Below are 18617 nucleotides of genomic sequence, written 5' to 3'. Positions count from 1 at the left end.
TCTTATAATTTTAAAGGTTATACTGAGAAAATCTTTCACTCAGCAATTTTGTATATGCTAATCATGAGTTAAACACCAATAACTAAAAGTATTTTCTTGTGTTTTACCATTTAAAGGATAGCCACTAGTGAAAAATTCATACGGCATATAGCAATAACCTTTATCACCAAACTCATCCCCCCAAGAGTTTCTCACGATAAACACTTTTTTGTCGTCATCATAACCTACCGCGAGTAAAGCGTGTCCGCCAAGTCGCGCCTCAGTAGGACAAGGCATAGTCATTACACCATCTTCACCAATGGCATAAAAACTTTTCGGCACGTTCATGCCAAATATAACCGGTAAACCTTTTGATAACGCTAACCTTAATTCAGTTAAATCATCTTCTTCGTTCAGTTTACAATAGCGATTTATAATGTGTTTTTTTGCTTGCGTGATTGCCGCTTTAGAAGGTTTTTCTTTAATTGCCGCTTGAATATCTGCTTGATGCTCTGTCATCACACGAGATAATTCTTGTTGTATTTCTGCCATTGAACCATTTGCTACAACAGTTTTTAAACTTTCTGGTAACATCATTTCAGGATATGGCCAAGATTTTTCAGAACAAATACCGTGTTTAAATAAAGACTTAATGCCATTGCGGATATAAACAGGTGCATTAATATCAACTTTATCTTCCAATACACGTTCATTGTAATAAACAAACATTTGTGAGGCATCGATATTGCTGGCATTTTCATCGATAAAGGGTTGGCTTTTTTTTATTAAATATAACTCTGATGCAACCGCAATGGCACAGGCAGAACATGAATTTAACAAACCTTGATTAATAATTTCTGAAGTAAGTTGTGACCTTAAATCAACTTTATTTAAAGTGTATGAGGCGATTTCTTCTTTTACTTTATTCTGACAATCTATATCACAAAAATAAGAAGATTTAGCGCCATGAATATCACAAAAATTATGATCTCTATCGTCATGAGGATCAGGCAATAACGTTCTTTGATGGACTATTTCCATGTTATGTTTATCCATTGTTTAAATTTACCCCAAAAAAAAGAGCATAAAATGCTCTTTTTAAATCATAAGTAAACTATGCTGTAGCTTTATTATTAACCGGTGCCACTTTACAAACATCTTCCATTACTAACGCAATATAACGATAAGACTGAAATGCACTCATCTCAATAATTTTATAATGTTCTTCAGTCAGTGGTAATGAATTTAAGGTAGTAATAATGTCTTCTTTATGTCCAATATCAACCGTAGCATGCAGTAACATTGCGGTAAAACACTCACGTGGTTTCCCAGAAATGTTAATTAAATTTTCTACGTATTCTACGGTAGGGTGATTAACTTCCGTGGCACATAAATACCCCATAAACGCGACAGGATGATGTCGAATCAGATGATATTGAGAACCTAAAAGAGCAGAGATATTCCCAGGGGGAATTCTTTCAAGTGCTTGCTCTTTAGTACCTCCTAATCGGATAAAGTCCTCTAATGCAATACGATCGTGCCCTTGTTCTTCTGGTATATGCTTTTCCATATACGGAATTAACAATTTTGCGATAGGATCATGAGGTAACAACTTAGCACAACGAATAGTTTCTGTGAGCAATGGGATTGTAGAGCTTGAAACACAGTAATTAATATAAGCTTGTTCTCTCACCACTTCAGGAAAACAAGCTAACTGTAAGCTTTTTTCGCTAACTAAAGAGCACCTTGATTTAAATAGTTTAATACTATTTTGCAAACGCTCAAAGTGACTTAATTGTAGTTTTTTTTCAAACATTAAAAGAAAATGCCTACAGGATTATCATTATCTTTATTTACATTTTTATGGATAGATTTTATTTGTTCGATTTCTTCTGCTGATAAACTATCTATTGCATTGATATGCTCATCACTTAGTTCAGCCTTATTTACTACGCCTTCCTCATGTAAATGTTCAGTATTGCTTTTATTATTTGACATGTGCTTTCCTTAGAAAATTAAATAAATGATTTATAACCAGTTGCTTTAAATAAGTTAATTAAAAATAACGATGATTTAAACAACCGATACAGAATAGTTTTTATATTAAAATAATGTCAAGTGTTTATTAATTATGTGTTGCTTAAATAATAACTTGTCGAAATATAGGATTAACTTTAAGCTACGCTTGGTAGCTAACTCACTAATTAGATTAAAACCGAAAGGCTGTTCAATGCACTTAAAATTAATGCTATTCGCAATACTCTGTCTAAATTTATTTGTAATGCCTTTATTCGCAAAAGATTTTTATGTTGAACACTACGATAGAGACCAAGGATTATCTCAAGCATCAGTACAAACAATGCTCATAGATGAACAAGGTTTTTTGTGGGTTGGTACAGGAGATGGTTTGAATCGATTTGATGGTTATAACTTCACTGTTTACAAAAGTGATTCTGAAATAACGAATACTCTGTCAAATAGCCACATTAAGTCTTTACTTGAAGATGAATTCCATAATATTTGGGTTGGTACAATATCTGGCTTGAACCGTTTTAATAGAAAAACGAATGATTTTATCACCTATAACCATAGTCCATCTGATCACAATAGTTTAAGTAACAATGTGATCAATAGCATGGTTCTTGACTATCAAGCGACCATGTGGATTGGCACGGAGAAAGGATTAAATCGCTTTGATGGAACTAATTTTACACGCTACTTCCCTAATTCAACCATTTTAGCATTACAAATTGATCAACAAAATAACTTATGGGTCGCGACAAAAAACGAAGGACTGTTAAAATTAAACCTAACAACACTTCAAGCTACTCCTATCATCAATAATAACAATATTAATACGCTAGCCATTCATGATCAAAAATTGTGGATAGGAACAAAAAGTGGCATTCTTTTATACGATTTAAACAACAATTTAATGCTCAACAATGATGAACGATTAAATTTATTTACCTATAAGCACATCAATAGCTTTTTATTTACTAACGATGAACTTTGGGTAGGAACACAAACAAAAGGAGTGATTAGATATAATCTAATCACTGATGATTTTCAGTTAATTCAAGCCAATGATGCCAACCCAAACAGCTTAGGTCATAATCAAATTACAGCCATTATTGCTGATAAATCAAGCAACATTTGGATTGGCAATTATGTTTATGGTTTGGATAAATATGAATTAAATAATGAGCAATTTAATCATATCAATCAGGAAAAAGGCAACAAAAACTCATTAAGCAGCAATACGGTGATGGGATTTGCGTCGCTACCTGATGATACATTTTTATTAAGTACTTATGATGCTGGGTTAAACTTATTTAACAAAAAAAATGGTACATATACCCATTTCAAACATCAACCAATTAACCCTAACAGTATTAGCTCAAATGGTATTGCTAAACTTTTGTTAGATGAAAACAATGGCGTTTGGATTGGAACAGTTAATGCTGGCTTAGAACTTCTCGACATAAAAAACCATACTTTTGCACATTTTAACCATCAAGCGGATAACCCCAACAGTATAAGCCACCCAGCCGTTTTAGATATTATCCAACAAGATGAAAATACCTTATGGTTAGGGACCTGGGGAGGCGGATTAAATCGCTTTGATATTCAAGAAAACACTTTTCAACATTTTAAACATGATCCTCAAAATGAAAACTCATTATCAGATGACAACATCTGGGCCATATATCAAGATATGGAAAGTAATTTGTGGATTGGCACACAAAATGGGGGATTAAATAAATATAACCTTGAATCTAAACAATTTACTCATTATAAATTTAATAAAGACAATAAAAATACAATATCCAGTAATTTTATTGTTGATATTCATGAAGATAAAAACAATATCCTTTGGATAGGAACTTTTTCAGGACTCAATAAATTCGACCCAAAAACCGAAACGTTTACCGTTTATAAAGAAAAAGATGGCTTACCAAATGATGTGATCTATACCATATTAGAAGATAATCAAGGTTTTTTATGGCTCAGTACCAATAATGGATTATCAAAATTTGATCCGGCAAATGAAACCTTTAAAAATTACGACGAAAGTGACGGCATTCAATCAAAGGAGTTTGCTTCCTTTTCTGCTTACAAAAGCAAATCAGGCGAATTGTTTTTTGGAGGTGTAAACGGTTACAACCATTTTTATCCTGAAAATATTGTCGATGATACTACCCCGCCGAAAGTGGTTTTGACTGACTTTCTTGTACATAACGAGCCAGTCGTTTTATCACAAAACAAAACCAATAAAGATACCTTCACAATTGACTCGGTGATTAATGAACTTGAAGAGTTAACGTTGACCTACAACGAAAAACTGGTTTCATTTGAGTTTGCTGCCCTTCACTTTTCAGAGCCAATGAATAATCAGTATGCTTATATGTTACAGGGCTTTGATGATGAATGGATTTATACTGACGCTAAAAACCGTCGTGCTACCTATACCAATTTGCCCGCAGGTCATTATATTTTAAAAGTAAAAGCAAGTAATGGTGACGGATATTGGAATGAACAAGGCAAGTCATTAACCGTACACGTGTTACCACCACTTTGGCAAACTTGGTGGGCTTATTCGATATATCTATGCTTATTTGTTGGATTAATTGGTTATATTTTGTATCGCCAAAACTATCAACGTTTAAAAGAACAAGCCATCAATGTGCGGTTAACCCGCGCCGATAAATTAAAGGACGAATTTTTAGCCAATACCTCCCATGAGCTACGTACGCCGTTAAATGGCATAATAGGTTTAGCAGAGTCTTTAATTGATGGCGTTGCTGGTCAATTACCTGAAAATGCCAATAAAAATTTAGCAATGATTGTGGCTAGTGGTAAACGACTATCGCACCTAGTGAATGACATTCTTGATTTTTCAAAAATGAAAAATCAAAACCTTAAACTCAATACTAGTGGGGTTGAACTACACAGTTTAACCGATGTGGTATTAACCGTATCAACCCCTTTAATTGGTGACAAACCAATCGTCTTAAAAAATAACGTTGTCAATACATTGCCGCTAGTCAATGCTGATGAAAATCGATTAGAGCAAATTCTGTATAACCTGATAGGTAACGCCATTAAATTTACTGAACAAGGTGAAGTAACTGTTGATGCAGAATTAAGTGGCAAGCATATCAAAATTTCGGTGACTGATACCGGTATCGGAATTGCGCAAGATAAGTTATCGGTAATATTTAATTCATTTGAACAATTACAAGGTCATAGCCAACGTCATCAAAGTGGTACTGGCTTAGGTTTAGCCGTTACCAAACAATTGGTTGAATTACATGATGGCTCAATATCTGTTACTTCAACTGAAAATAAAGGTAGTTGTTTTACCTTTACTTTACCGATAAATGCCGACCAAATTACCGATGTTACTAACGTAGTTAAATCAGCAAACCAACAAAAGCTGAATCGCTTACAACATTTAGACAGTGAAATTGAGTACATCACTGTAAGCGAGCAGGAACTTAATCAAGATAAAGAAGTTACGATTGATCATCAAAAATTTCATATCTTAGTCGTTGATGATGACCCTATTAACAGACAGGTTTTGTTGAACCATCTAAACCTTTTAGGTTATCAACTTTCTGAAGCCTCGAGTGGCAGCCAAGCACTAGCAATGATTGACCAAGCCGCTGAACAACAGGCTCAACAAAGCAGCTCAGCAGAAACACGACCATATGATTTAATTTTGCTTGATGTGATGATGCCGCAAATGTCTGGTTATGAAGTGTGTAAAACATTACGAAAATCGTTTTCCGTTAACGAACTTCCCGTCATATTTTTAACCGCCAAAAACCAAGTCATTGACCTAGTTGAAAGTTTTGCTGTTGGTGGTAATGACTATTTAAGTAAACCAATTTCAAAGCATGAACTACTCTCGCGGGTAGAAAACCATTTAAGCTTACTCGACATTAATCGAAATTTAGAATTTCAAGTAGCAAATCGTACCTCAGAGCTAGAAAAAGCAACAAAAGCGAAAAGTGAATTTTTAGCGAAAATGAGTCATGAAATTCGTACGCCGATGAACGCCATTATAGGATTAAGTCATTTAACGTTAAAAACTAAACTCGATAATCATCAAAAAGATTTAGTACAAAAAACTCAAGATGCTTCTCAAGCCCTTCTCGGCTTAATCAATGATATTTTGGATTTCTCTAAAATTGAAGCCGGCAAAATGACCATAGAATCTGTGGTGATGAATATTGAAGGTTTATTGAAAAAAACCGCCAACATTTGTGCTTTAAAAGCACATAGCAAAGGTTTAGAGTTAATTGTTAAAACCGCACCAAATCTGCCAAAACAAATTAAATCTGACCCGATACGTTTGCAACAAATATTAGTCAATTTAGTAACCAATGCCGTTAAGTTTACTGAAAAAGGACACGTGTTAATTGAAGTAAAATTAAACGAACAAGATCCAAATAAAATAGAATTTAATGTTGCCGATACTGGTATTGGTTTAAGTGAAGACTCAATCGAACACCTATTTCAGTCATTCAACCAAGCAGATGACACTATCACGCGTAAATTTGGCGGAACCGGTTTAGGGCTTTCAATTTGTAAACAACTTACTGAATTAATGAATGGTGATATTTGGGTAAAAAGTGAATTAGGCCAAGGAAGCACTTTTGGCTTTACGGTTAATTTTGAAGAAGTGGAACAAAGTGAATTAATTAAAGCCAACAGTGTGATGATTGAAGGCGTTAATGTATTAGTCGTAGATGACAATCCTCTATGTTTAAATGTCATTGTAGATTTACTCGAACAATTTGGCTGTAAAATTACCACAGCTAATGATGCAGAATCCGCCTTAGAATTCATTAATAGTGCCGTGATTTTAGAGCAACCTTTCGACTTAGTGATCACCGATTGGCGCATGCCAAAAATGGACGGTATTGAGCTTGCCCATGCTATTAATCAAAATATTCAGCAACAAAGTTTACCGGCAGTATTAATGGTCACAGCGTTCGATAAAAGCGATGCTATTTCGCTATCGCAAGCTGCGGGGATCAATGGCTACTTAGAAAAACCTGTTGATGCCTCGGTATTATTGAACGCGATGATGGATGCATTAAAATTAGATAACCTTAATAAACAATCTCAAACGCTACAAAATGGATTATTAGATTTATCTCACGCTGATATATTATTGGTGGAAGATAACGAATTAAACCAACAAGTAGTGTTAGGCTTTTTAGAAGAAACACACGCTAAAATTGACATTGCAGAAAACGGAAAAATAGCGTTAGATAAATTAGCTGAAAAAACATATGACATTGTTTTTATGGATTTACAAATGCCTGTAATGGATGGAATTACCGCCACACAAGAAATTCGCCGTCAAATAAAGTTTGCTAAATTACCGATAATTGCGATGACTGCACATGCGATGCAAGAAGAATTACAAAAATGTCTTGATGTTGGTATGAATGATTATTTCACTAAACCTATCGATCCTAATGCACTGTTTTTATTACTGTCAAAATGGTTAGTCAATGAGTCAAACAAGCAAAATCAAGGGGCTGAAAAGAAGATAAAGTCTTTGGAAAATGCAAAGCTATCAAACAGTCATAATGAAAATAATGCTATCCACAACAACAGTGCTGATAATTTTATTGTTGAATTATCAAAGCTAACTATTTTAGACGTCAATAATGCCATTAAAGCTATGGGCGGTAGAGCCCATATTTACAAACAATTAGTTATAGATTTTACTAAAAATTATAGCGATACCGTCGATAGTTTACGAGAGATATATCAACGCAAACACTATGATGAAGCTTTTAGGGTTGCTCACTCATTAAAATCCAATGCAAACTATATTGGAGCAACAACATTAACGAAACGAGCTACAGAATTAGAAGCACAATTAAAAAACAAGCCTGAGTCAGCTGATTTAATCATGGCTTCAACCTGCATTGAATTAAATAATGTTTTAATTGCGATAACATCTGTAACGAATGAAATAACACAAGAAGATCAGGTTGATACACAGTCAGAAATTTCCAATGTTGAATATTTCAATGGTCAATTAAAAGCATTACTTGTTGAAATTAAAGAATTAATAAATGATGAAAATGCCGAAGTAGAAGATTTATTACCAAGGTTAATATCGTTAACAAAAAATACTAAACATCAGACTATTGCTAAAAATATCGCTGATTCTATTGAAGATATTGAATACGAAGATGCACTTAACAATATTAAAGTGATATTTAATACCTTGTAGTTTCTTTGTTTAGATTAGCAATAATTAACAACCAGATAAAAGCAAGCACATGGAAAGTAAGCCATTATGAAAAATTTATCACAAAAAGTCTTAATTGTTGATGATGAAAAAGCTAACAGAAAGATACTCAAAGAATTACTCCAAGATGAAGCGACAATCATTTTTGCTAAAAACGGTGCACAAGCCGTTGAACTTGCTCGTAAACATCTTCCAGATTTAATGTTGCTTGATGTGATCATGCCTGATCGCTCTGGTTTTGAAGTGATTGAAGAAATAAAAAGTGATAAAAAAACCATGAATATTTCAGTGATTTTTGTTACTGGATTAGCCAATAGCGATGATGAAGAGCGAGGTTTTGACTTAGGTGGCTGTGACTATATTTATAAGCCCTTTAAAGCAAACATAGTTATCGCTCGCGTCATGATGCATTTAGAATTAATAAAGCAAAGAAAAATGCTCAACGAAGTTGCACACTTAGATGCGTTAACGGGTATTTCAAACCGACGTAGAATGGATATTGTGCTTGCCGATGAACTTGCTGCCAATAAACGTGATCATAAAAAATTAGCGGTTGCGCTTATCGATGTCGACTATTTTAAACATTACAATGACCATTATGGTCATGGTGCTGGAGATGCAGCCCTAAAAAAAGTCGCCACAAGTTTTCGAGAAGTGTTACAACGGCCACGCGATTTTGTCGCGCGATACGGCGGTGAAGAATTTTTAATTATCTTACCCGATAGTAATATTGAAGGTACTCAATTAATTATTAACAATGTAATGAAAGCACTAGCAGAAAAAGCCATTAAGCATGAATACTCTTTAGCCTCAGAGTTTCTTACAATCAGTATTGGTGCCGTTATTGTTGAAAGCGACCAATCCATTACACCAGCAGATGTATTAGCTAAAGCAGATAAATTACTCTATCAAGCGAAAGAAAACGGCAGAAATCAACTGGTGATAGAATCTTTATAAACTATATGAGTTATCACCAAATGGGTGGCCATTGCCCATGTTTCTTAATATAGTTTTCTATCGGTTGACTTTTATAGCTCGATAAATAGCGCGTTTGTACACTTGAATGTACGTAGGTTGGAATTTCAGTTTGAGCCGGTATTTCTCTAATACGTTTACCCAGTAATTTATATTTACCTTTATATTCATTATGTTGACTTGCATTAGCGCAGTTATGTGCTCTTAATGCTCGTTGTTTTAATTGATTATCAAACGCCAAACCGCTATTTTCTGCCTCGGTTAATAACCATTGCATGGGAATGTCTGACAAGACTTTGCCATCATTATCAGGTTTATAACTCCCCCCTATATCCGCATGAACACCAGCAAACCATACTTGCGCTAAATCAACATCATCTCTTGGTTGCCAAATTGTTGCTTCAAAATCATCGCGAGTTTCATCGAGTGACAATGCGTGCCGCACAGTTTTCAAGTTACTGCCCAATTTTCTGTCATAAAAAAGATGTTTATCTTTTATTAAGCCAAAAATACTAAAGGGTAATCCCAACGCCCCAACGGTATCCCAAACGCCTACAAAGTGAATTTTTACTTGATTCGCTATTGAGTGTTCGGCTCGCCAATCTTTGGCAAACTGACTTTTTGGCGTATGCTTTTTCGTTTTATAAATATCAAAGGCTTTTTCGACTAATCGCCCTTCAGCACTTTTTAATACACTACAATTATTAATTAAGCCGCATAAACTCCTAATGGTGTATGCACCTCGGCTAAAACCAAACAAATATATTTCATCACCAATATCATAGTTATGAACTAAAAATCGGTAACCGTCTAAGACATTTTTTTCTAAGCCCGCACCAAATGCACCACCAGATAATTGGTCATGATAAGAACCTATTCCCCAATCATAAAAAACTACCTGTTTAGTGCCCGTATCATCTTCCGGCAATAAATGCCGAGCAAATGTCAGAACACTAGTAGGATATTGATCTTTGCCTAATTGTTCAGGCCGATTCCAAGTTCCATCAGCACAAATAATAATACGTTTCATTTTAACATCCTTGCTGGTTGCACGAGAGTAAACGATGCCTCTCATTGTTACTTTACGAAAAAATTCACTAAAAACAGTGTAGACAAAGGAGAAAAAATGACCATTGAATAAGCCATATTTCCCAAATTCAATCCCAATGAGTAAAAACGGCTTTGATGAATTTTTCATGTATTTAAGCCATTAAGGTAAAAAGAGTGTATAAAGCGTTGAAATGAAGCGTATAATAAAAACTACTAACTACTAAGCTTATTATTACCAATTCATATGGCTTTGAAATCAACTATTTATAAAGCAACCATTCATTTATCCGATATGGATAGAGATTATTACGATACATTAAATTTAACGGTAGCTCAGCACCCTTCTGAAACAGATTTTCGTTTAATGACACGTTTTCTCGCATATATTTTACATGCTCATGAACATTTAGCCTTTGGCAAAGGCTTAAGCGATGAAGATGAAGCGGCACTATGGCAAATCAATTATTCTGAAGAAATAGAATTATGGATTGAGCTAGGTCAACCGGATGAAAAACGAATCAAAAAAGCCTGTAACAAAGCACAGCATACTGTTTTATATGGCTATAGCTCACCGTTTGACGTTTGGTGGCAGCAAAATAAAAATAAACTCGCCCAATATAAAAATTTAACGGTATCGCGCTTTAATGCTGAAACGATCAAAAACTTAACGAAATTGTTAAATCGCACGATGGAAATTCAAGCCAGTATTCAAGATGGTCAGTTGTGGCTCACAATAGGCGATGAAAGCTTATTGATTGAAAAAGAAACTTTACAGTTTGAGGAGTAATCCTCTCAGTATCTTCATGTTAAGTTATTGCAAAGTCACACTAAATCTTCAATAGTATGATCAACTCCTCACAATAATTAAATAATGATGATAAAAAAAACAAATATAATGTTGGCAAAAAATGCTTTAACGATGGCTTTGTCTTTGAGTTTCACTCTCTGCACTTCTGTGAATGTTTTTGCCAATAATATTTCCCTCGACTCAATGACCAAAGATATTACTTTTTTAGCAAGTAATGAGCTCAATGGCCGGGCAAATTTTTCTGAAGATATTGATAAAGCGGCTAATTATATCAGTCAGCGTTTTCAGGAAATTGGTTTAGTGCCATTGGAAAGTGAGCAATCTTTCTTACAGTCTTTTGAATTAATCAATATAGCGCCTGAAAAGCTTAGCGCTGTTATCAATGATCTTGAAATAGCAGATAAACACATAACCATGGCAAGTACCATTGAACATTTCAATTGGACGATACCACAAGATTTTTCTACGCATGTCATTGGCAAAGACGATAACATGCGAGCAGTTATTAGTTCGCTTAATCAAACCGGCGGCAAACACTTAGTGTTAATAAACACGGCTCATGCAAAGTTATTTTCGAGCTATCGAGGTTACTTTGCTCGCGGATTAAATAAATTAAAGCTTGAGCACCAAGGCGCCATAGTCATGGTATTAACCGATGAACAACAGCTTGAATCTGTAAACATTTCGGCAACATCAAAGCTTACCAAACATAAACTGACTAATGTGGTGGGCGTATTACCGGGTAAGAAAAAACCGAAAGAAATCGTTCTATTTTCAGGACATTATGATCATTTAGGCATCACTCCTGCGAGTAATAAGCATGATAATGCAGATGTTATTTATAACGGTGCTGATGATGATGCCTCTGGGACAACAGCAGTCATTAACCTCGCGCAATACTACGCAAAGAAAGAAAATAATGCGCGTACATTAATGTTTAGTGCTTTCACCGCGGAAGAAATTGGTGGCTTTGGGTCGCGTTATTTTTCACAACAATTAAATCCCGATGATGTTGTCGCGATGATAAATATTGAAATGATAGGAAAACCTTCTAAATTTGGTCCTGGTGAAATGTGGATGACAGGTATGGAACGCTCAAATTTAGGCAGCTTACTTAATGAAAGCTTAAAAGATAAAGGCAATAAAGTACATCAAGACCCTTACCCTGAGCAGCAATTATTTTATCGTTCAGATAATGCGACATTAGCTCGTTTAGGCGTGCCAGCTCATAGCTTTAGTAGTACACAGTTAGATAAAGATAAACATTATCATCAAGTATCAGATGATTTAGCAAGTTTAAACTTATCTTCTATGCTTCAGGTAATTGAAAGTTTATCGATTGCTACACAAGGTCTTGTTAACGGCGATATTACCCCAACACGCGTTGATGTTAATCAAGTAAAAAAACGCGGTAAAATATATTAACTAGCGGATACATTCACGCAATTTTTCATTCGAAACACCTCATTTGAACGAAAAAAATACCGCAACAACAAAGTAGCTGCGGTATTTTACTTTTCAGTCAAACAAGATTATTTATGATGTTGTCTGCTTCGATTAGCAGACGATTTAGTTCTTGTTGAGCTGCTTTTTGCCACTCGGGTAGACTTATTACTAGAGTGACCTCCCCTTGCTTTATATGTTTTCTGGCTGCTTTTTCTGTCCACATGCTTACTTTGTGTTTTATAAACAGGTTGACTCGCTTTATGCTGTTTTTGCGCCACAACTTTTTGAGAGTTTCTGTCGAACGATTTAACGTTTACCGGTTGCTGCGTTGTTCTTTTGCTAACCACTTTGTTCTGATGGCTCACTATACGCTGTTTATTAACAAGTTTATGATCCCTTTTTGAAACGTTTCGAGTGGTTTTATGCTGAACTTTAACCCTGCTTTTGTTTTTTAAACGTTGAGCAACTTGCTGATGTTTTCGGGTAACAGTCTTAGGTAACACCTTTTTAACACTATGATTTTTCAAGTTATTTTTGTTTTTATAACTTGTGTTTACTACTACTTTATTATGATTATGGCGGATCACACGGTCGTGCTCAACACTTGGTCTATTGCTGCTATAACGATGTTTCACTTTTTTACTACGATAAGCCACGCCACGGCGATGCTGAGGATCATGACTCCAACGTTTAGCGTGATGGCTTGTCGCTATGCGTCTATTTGAATGATAATAACGTTTTTTGTGATGGTGTCTCACCACATGGTGATTACTCCAGTGAAAAGCACTAAAGAAGAAATCAAAACCGATATGCACCGATGAATGCCAATAAAAAGGTCCGTGATAATACGCGTAATGTCTTGGACGATGCCAATACACAGGCGGATAGTGTGACCATCGCCAATGCCCGTAAACTACACGAGTATCATAATAAGGCACATAAATGACTTCAGGCTCAGCCGGTTCTATAATGATGGTTTGTTTTTCTCTAACAATATCGACATTATCCATTTGCGATAAATTGCCAGCTTCATCGGCTTGATGTCTTAAAGTTTGAATACTTGCTAAAACGCTAACTTCATCTTGTAAAAATGCATCGCCAAGTTTTCTCATCCAATCAAGATCATTACTTAGGTTTTCAACGATTCGAGGAAAAGCGACAAGTGCTTTTACGCTAGGATCCCAATCTTTGTCGGCTGCTTTCGATAAAATTTCTTGCCCGTTTTTATTATCATGTTCTTTAATAAATCGATCCGCCTCTATCACTTCTAACGGATAGGTGGCTGCAATTAAAATATGAGTAAGTAAAGTATCGGGATATAACGCGATAGGCGCTAATAGTTGTTCGAGTTGTGCTTGGCTAAACTGAACGCCCTCTGACTGACTTTGTTGAGTGTTTTCATCCGCTATAACAGCAGTTGATGTCATAACTCCTGTAGAAAGCACTAAAGCAGAAATCATCATGGCTGAAGAAAATATGCTCGACGAAAAAATTCTTTTTCGAGATTTTGGTTCTAGTGCTGTTTGATTGATTGAATTAATTGAGCTAATCATAGTTTTCACCTCTCTGTGAGCTATGATTTTCAGTTTACTCGTCGTAAACTGAATGAATACTGAACGAATGTTAATTTTCGATATAATTCACATCCATTCATAAAAATAAGACTACAATTAACTGGAAAACGACACTGTAAATTTGGCTCCGGCCAACTCTGTTGAAGTAGTGATGACTAATGTTCCTTGATAACTTTCTACCAAATCTCGGACAATAGCGAGTCCGATACCATGACCTTGCGCATAAGTATCAGCTCGCGTACCACGCTGTAAGATGCTGTCAATCTTATCGTCGGCAATTCCACAACCATCATCTTCAACCGAAATAATTAACGACGACTCGATTTTACTAATTGTTAAGAGCACCTGCTGATTAGCAACTTTACAAGCATTATCCATTAAGTTGCCAATTATCTCCAAAAAGTCCGCCTCATCACCTTTAAAGATTATGTCAGTTTGCATCCGTTTATTAATAAAAAGGTTTTTATCTTGATATATTTTCTGCAAACTATTTAATAATTTTTCAACACATGGAGCAATTTTAACACCTAAATGCCATGAGGATTGTCCAGCACTCTGCGCACGTTTTAATTGGTGCTCAATCATAGCATTGATTTCATCAAGCTGATTTTGACTCTGGTTTACATCTTCAGCGGATAATTGACCTTGCAGTACAGCTAAAGGTGTTTTCAAACTATGTGCGAGATCAGATAAAGCATTTCGATATCGTTTTCGTTGATTTTGTTCTGTGATTAACAAGGTATTTAGTTGCTCGGTAACTTGTTTTAATTCTTGCGGATACTTTTCTTTCAGTAAGCTTTCTTTGCCTTGTTCAATCCCTAAAATTTCTTTTTTCAAAATAGCGAGCGGTTTTAAACTCCAGTTCAACCAAATGAATTGTAAGAGTAACAACACCGCCATTAACACAAATAACCCTAACCAAAGTTGTTGACGAAATTCAGCCATCAACATTTGATAATCGGCTTGTTGTTTAATGATATGTAAGGTCATTTCTTGCTGAGTGTTTTCTTCACTTGAACTATCTGAAAAACTTACCGAAAAGCTATAAACAAAGTGATTAATATCAACAATTGGAATCGAATAAAAACGACTTTCACCAACCTGAGGAGATTGCAACTCATAAGGGATCACCATGGCAAGTAATGACGCAGAACGCCATAATGTTCGAGGAATATTCCCTTTAGAAGTCATTAACGCGTATAACCCGGATTCACTGGTATTAAACTGATTTTCAGCTAACGCTTCAGGCATCAGTAACAAGCCATCTTCAAACTCAGCTACCGCTAATATAGAGTAAGAATAAGCGACCAGTTCATTTTCAACACTGGCATTCATGTGTTTTTGATAAGCGTTTGAAATAAAAAAAGCAACAATGGGCAAAATCACCATGACCAAAACTAACGCGCTGACAATAATGCGAGACTTTAACGAATTTAAATAACGATGAAAAAAGTGAGTTATCATTGCTTTTAGTCAGACGGAAATTGACGAAGTTTATAGCCTTGGCCGCGCAATGTTTCAATAAATTGATATTGCCCTTGCGGATCAAGTTTTTTACGTAATCGTCTAATAAAAACTTCAATGACATTTGAGTCTAAGTCAAAGTCTTGATCATAAATGTGTTCTGTTAATTCAGTTTTAGATTTTACCTGACCTTGATGGAGCATTAAGTATTCGAAGACCTTGTATTCATAACTACTTAAGCTGACTTCACTATCATCTACTTTTACTAACATACTCGCTGTATCTAAAACAAAAGGTCCGTTGGAGATCACAGGACTTGATTGACCAACACTACGTCTGATCAGTGCATTTAAGCGAGCGAGCAATTCTTCTTGATGAAAAGGCTTAGTGAGATAATCATCAGCGCCAGCATCTAAACCGTCCACTTTATCTTGCCATCGATCACGTGCCGTTAAAACTAAAATAGGAAAACTGATCCCCTGGCTTCTTAATGATTTAATTAAGGTTTTACCATCTACTTTTGGCAAACCTAAATCAATAATCGCAGCATCGTAGTTATATTCTTGTCCTTGAAATAAACCTATTTCGCCATCATCAGCAAGGTCAACACTATATTTTGCGGTTTCTAACTGGATTTTTAATTGTTGCTGTAAATCAAGATCATCTTCAACTAATAATACGCGCATTGTTTATCTTCCTGAAATTCGACCCGATACGGCATCAACCGTAACCGTAATAACATGACCATTATTCTTTAATACTTTGACTTTATATCCGCTATTACCATTAACTTTCGTTCGTTGCACTTTCAATATTTTGCCACCAAATTGCGATTTAACTATTCGAGCAGCCTGTTGTGAACTGCTAATAGCAAGTGAACTTGATTTAGCACCTTGAATATATGCACCATGGTATGCGGCAACAGGCATCGCAGAGAAAGACCAAGTAGTAACAACACTACTTAAGACGCTTATCATCAACAATTTTGAAACCTTAGTCATAGAGCTCATTTCACCTACCAATACTGAGTTAATTAAAAACTAGGCTCAGTGTAAAAGTAAACCACCACCAATTCCATAAAATTATCCTTACTGACCCGTTGATATTTTAAAGAGGTAAACTGAATCAATGCTGAACACCTTGTCTATGATTCGTATCAGTGAACAATTAGCGCTAGTTTTTTATTATTAATTTTTATTCATGCAATTTAGTTGTTCAGCTAACATTCAGATTAACTAAGGTTAAATGCGCTTAACGAATACATTTTCAAGGATATTATTATGTTCAAGTCATTAAACCTAGTAGCACTATTGACCTTATTTTCAGCATTAACTATGGCAAATGAGTCGATAGCTAACAACCAGACAATATCTGTCGGAAGCCTTAAGCAAAATTGGCAACAACACCAAGCCATCAAACAATTAAAAACCGTTGAAAACACGTTAAGTAACAGCCTACAGGGTAAAACACGCGATCAAATCTTAAGCCTAAAAAAACAGCAAGTGTTTAAACAAACAAAACCTGCGATGTTAGCGAACAATAACGCAGCATCGACGGCGCAAGATAGCGCGGTTTCAAGTAATAACTGGTATCGAAGCTTTAATATTTACGATGGTTTTAGCCAATTAATTGAAGATTATGATGAAGATGGTTTTTATCAAACCTTTAGTGTCACGTTTGATGCCGATGTGATTGATACTTATCATATTGATCAGGCAAATGTTTACGCTGAGCTGTATTTAAGTAAAAATGGTGGCGATTGGATTCATTATTATACCACCGATATCTTTTCGATTTACGGTGAAAGTGAAAATGATCAATACGAAGTGTATACCACCTTAAACCAAGGTTATATTTCAGATAATTATGATGTATTAATTGATTTATATGAAGTAGGTTATAGCGATATTGTTGCCTCGTATAGCTCAGATAATACCAATGCGTTATATGCATTACCACTAGAAAGCAGTGATTACGATCCAGATTATGTTGAATATCACAGTGAAAGTCATGGCCATGGCGGCTCTACTTCTTTGATGGCCCTGTTGTTACTTTTATTTATAGTCGTGTTTAAAAGTCACATTCAAAAAGCTTAACGTCGTTTAACGTAAGATAATTATCAGCAAGCACTCAGGGATAAACCGAGTAAAATGGCTTTATCCCTTGAACGAACTAAACACATTACAAGGCTAAACTGATGCTATATGTACAATGTATAGCCTTTGCTTCATTTGAATAAATGTTTGTAAACACCTTATCACTTACCCCTAACTCAAGAGGGATAAATTGCACTCCTTTACTTATGCCGTTAATTTCATTGCGTTTATAATGACTCTTTTTGAAGACTAATGATTTATCCCATGACGGGTGAGTTAAATGCAAAAAATCATCGTTTAACAACCGCCATTTTCCTTCAATGTACGACTGAAGGTAATCTTCTTTTTTATCATCCCATTTATTAATTTCAATTATAAATTCATCCGGTTCTTTTAAGTATAAAGTTGTCGCATCTTGACAATCTGTTGCGCCATATTCGTTCACTAAAGGGATTTGATACGTATTATTAATACTATTTGCCTCAGGCTGAACGTATCCTTCAGGAAATAAATATAACCCTAAATTATTTTCAGTAAAGGAATGGTTATTGGCAGATATTAAACTGGCAGTAGAAATATTAAATCCTAGCTTTGATAACACGGCCATTAAAGCATTTAAACGGTCTCTACTGTTGAGGCTAGGAGAATAAACAATGGCATTGTCATTAATATCATTCGGATAAGGTAAGCGATTTAATATCACGTTAAATGAACTTTTATCTATAGCACTTACTACTTCGTTAACTTTATTTTGAGGTAAATGATTCGTATAAAGATGCACTTGTGTTTTAGAACTGCATGAAGCAATGAATAACAGTATCATTATTATTAATATATTTTGCATAATACCTTGTAATTTCAGTAAATCATCTTGGATTGCGAATGTAATATAAATGAAGAGACAATTCCAATATTGCTTTTTATTTACTACACTCAACAGG

At 35.1% G+C, this 18617-nt stretch carries 14 protein-coding genes; 5 read left to right on the top strand and 9 right to left on the bottom strand.

Annotation, left to right across the window (positions count from 1 at the left end; genetic code table 11):
- Nucleotides 1-57 precede the first annotated feature (57 nt).
- The 3 genes from RM573_RS12975 to RM573_RS12965 are packed head-to-tail and all read right to left on the bottom strand — an operon-like array spanning nt 58 to nt 1977.
- Complete coding sequence (locus RM573_RS12975) at nt 58-1035, bottom strand: C1 family peptidase (RefSeq protein WP_311582733.1); 978 nt, start codon at nt 1033-1035, stop codon at nt 58-60.
- A 58-nt stretch (nt 1036-1093) separates the two neighbouring features.
- Nucleotides 1094-1795 carry a heme oxygenase-like domain-containing protein gene (locus RM573_RS12970; protein WP_311582730.1) on the bottom strand — a complete coding sequence of 234 codons (702 nt, stop codon included), beginning with the start codon at nt 1793-1795 and terminating at the stop codon, nt 1094-1096.
- Nucleotides 1795-1977, bottom strand: a complete 183-nt coding sequence (locus tag RM573_RS12965; protein WP_311582727.1) for a hypothetical protein — start codon at nt 1975-1977, stop codon at nt 1795-1797. Before RM573_RS12965 ends, RM573_RS12970 begins: the two co-directional genes overlap by 1 nt.
- 232 nt (nt 1978-2209) lie before the next feature.
- Here RM573_RS12965 and RM573_RS12960 point away from each other — a divergent pair, with 232 nt between their 5' ends.
- Complete coding sequence (locus RM573_RS12960; protein WP_311582723.1) at nt 2210-8245, top strand: response regulator; 6036 nt, start codon at nt 2210-2212, stop codon at nt 8243-8245.
- 66 nt (nt 8246-8311) lie between these two features.
- Nucleotides 8312-9220, top strand: a complete 909-nt coding sequence (locus tag RM573_RS12955) for a GGDEF domain-containing response regulator (protein WP_311582720.1) — start codon at nt 8312-8314, stop codon at nt 9218-9220.
- Nucleotides 9221-9233: 13 nt separating this feature from the next.
- Here RM573_RS12955 and RM573_RS12950 read toward each other — a convergent pair whose 3' ends face one another.
- Nucleotides 9234-10436 (bottom strand): T6SS phospholipase effector Tle1-like catalytic domain-containing protein, encoded by a 1203-nt coding sequence (locus tag RM573_RS12950; protein ID WP_311582717.1) that lies wholly within the window; start codon nt 10434-10436, stop codon nt 9234-9236.
- Nucleotides 10437-10532: 96 nt separating this feature from the next.
- Here RM573_RS12950 and RM573_RS12945 point away from each other — a divergent pair, with 96 nt between their 5' ends.
- Both RM573_RS12945 and RM573_RS12940 read left to right on the top strand, forming a co-directional pair.
- A complete protein-coding gene (locus tag RM573_RS12945) occupies nt 10533-11075 on the top strand; it encodes a YaeQ family protein (protein WP_311582714.1) in 543 nt (180 codons plus the stop codon).
- A gap of 108 nt (nt 11076-11183) precedes the next feature.
- Nucleotides 11184-12521 carry a M20/M25/M40 family metallo-hydrolase gene (locus RM573_RS12940; protein WP_311582712.1) on the top strand — a complete coding sequence of 446 codons (1338 nt, stop codon included), beginning with the start codon at nt 11184-11186 and terminating at the stop codon, nt 12519-12521.
- Between the two features lie 107 nt (nt 12522-12628).
- Here RM573_RS12940 and RM573_RS12935 read toward each other — a convergent pair whose 3' ends face one another.
- The 4 genes from RM573_RS12935 to RM573_RS12920 all read right to left on the bottom strand — a co-directional run bounded on the left by RM573_RS12935 (nt 12629) and on the right by RM573_RS12920 (nt 16590).
- A complete protein-coding gene (locus RM573_RS12935; protein ID WP_311582709.1) occupies nt 12629-14095 on the bottom strand; it encodes a DUF3300 domain-containing protein in 1467 nt (488 codons plus the stop codon).
- Between the two features lie 117 nt (nt 14096-14212).
- Nucleotides 14213-15580: an ATP-binding protein gene (locus RM573_RS12930; protein WP_311582706.1), complete on the bottom strand. Its 1368-nt coding sequence runs from the start codon at nt 15578-15580 to the stop codon at nt 14213-14215.
- A gap of 5 nt (nt 15581-15585) precedes the next feature.
- Nucleotides 15586-16266, bottom strand: coding sequence for a response regulator transcription factor (locus tag RM573_RS12925; RefSeq protein ID WP_311582704.1), 681 nt, complete (start codon nt 16264-16266; stop codon nt 15586-15588).
- A gap of 3 nt (nt 16267-16269) precedes the next feature.
- Nucleotides 16270-16590 (bottom strand): PepSY domain-containing protein, encoded by a 321-nt coding sequence (locus tag RM573_RS12920; protein WP_311582701.1) that lies wholly within the window; start codon nt 16588-16590, stop codon nt 16270-16272.
- A 270-nt stretch (nt 16591-16860) separates the two neighbouring features.
- Here RM573_RS12920 and RM573_RS12915 point away from each other — a divergent pair, with 270 nt between their 5' ends.
- The gene (locus RM573_RS12915; RefSeq protein ID WP_311582699.1) at nt 16861-17676 is read left to right on the top strand and encodes a choice-of-anchor H family protein; all 816 of its coding nucleotides are present in this window, start codon (nt 16861-16863) and stop codon (nt 17674-17676) included.
- Between the two features lie 85 nt (nt 17677-17761).
- Here the strand turns inward: RM573_RS12915 and RM573_RS12910 are convergent, their stop codons facing one another.
- The gene (locus RM573_RS12910; protein ID WP_311582697.1) at nt 17762-18520 is read right to left on the bottom strand and encodes a hypothetical protein; all 759 of its coding nucleotides are present in this window, start codon (nt 18518-18520) and stop codon (nt 17762-17764) included.
- Nucleotides 18521-18617: the final 97 nt, after the last annotated feature.

The organism is Thalassotalea castellviae (genome assembly GCF_031846185.1).
Classification (GTDB): domain Bacteria; phylum Pseudomonadota; class Gammaproteobacteria; order Enterobacterales; family Alteromonadaceae; genus Thalassotalea_H; species Thalassotalea_H castellviae.
The sequence above is the reverse complement of the archived record's forward strand: the minus strand, read 5'-3'. Positions and strand labels throughout refer to the sequence as shown.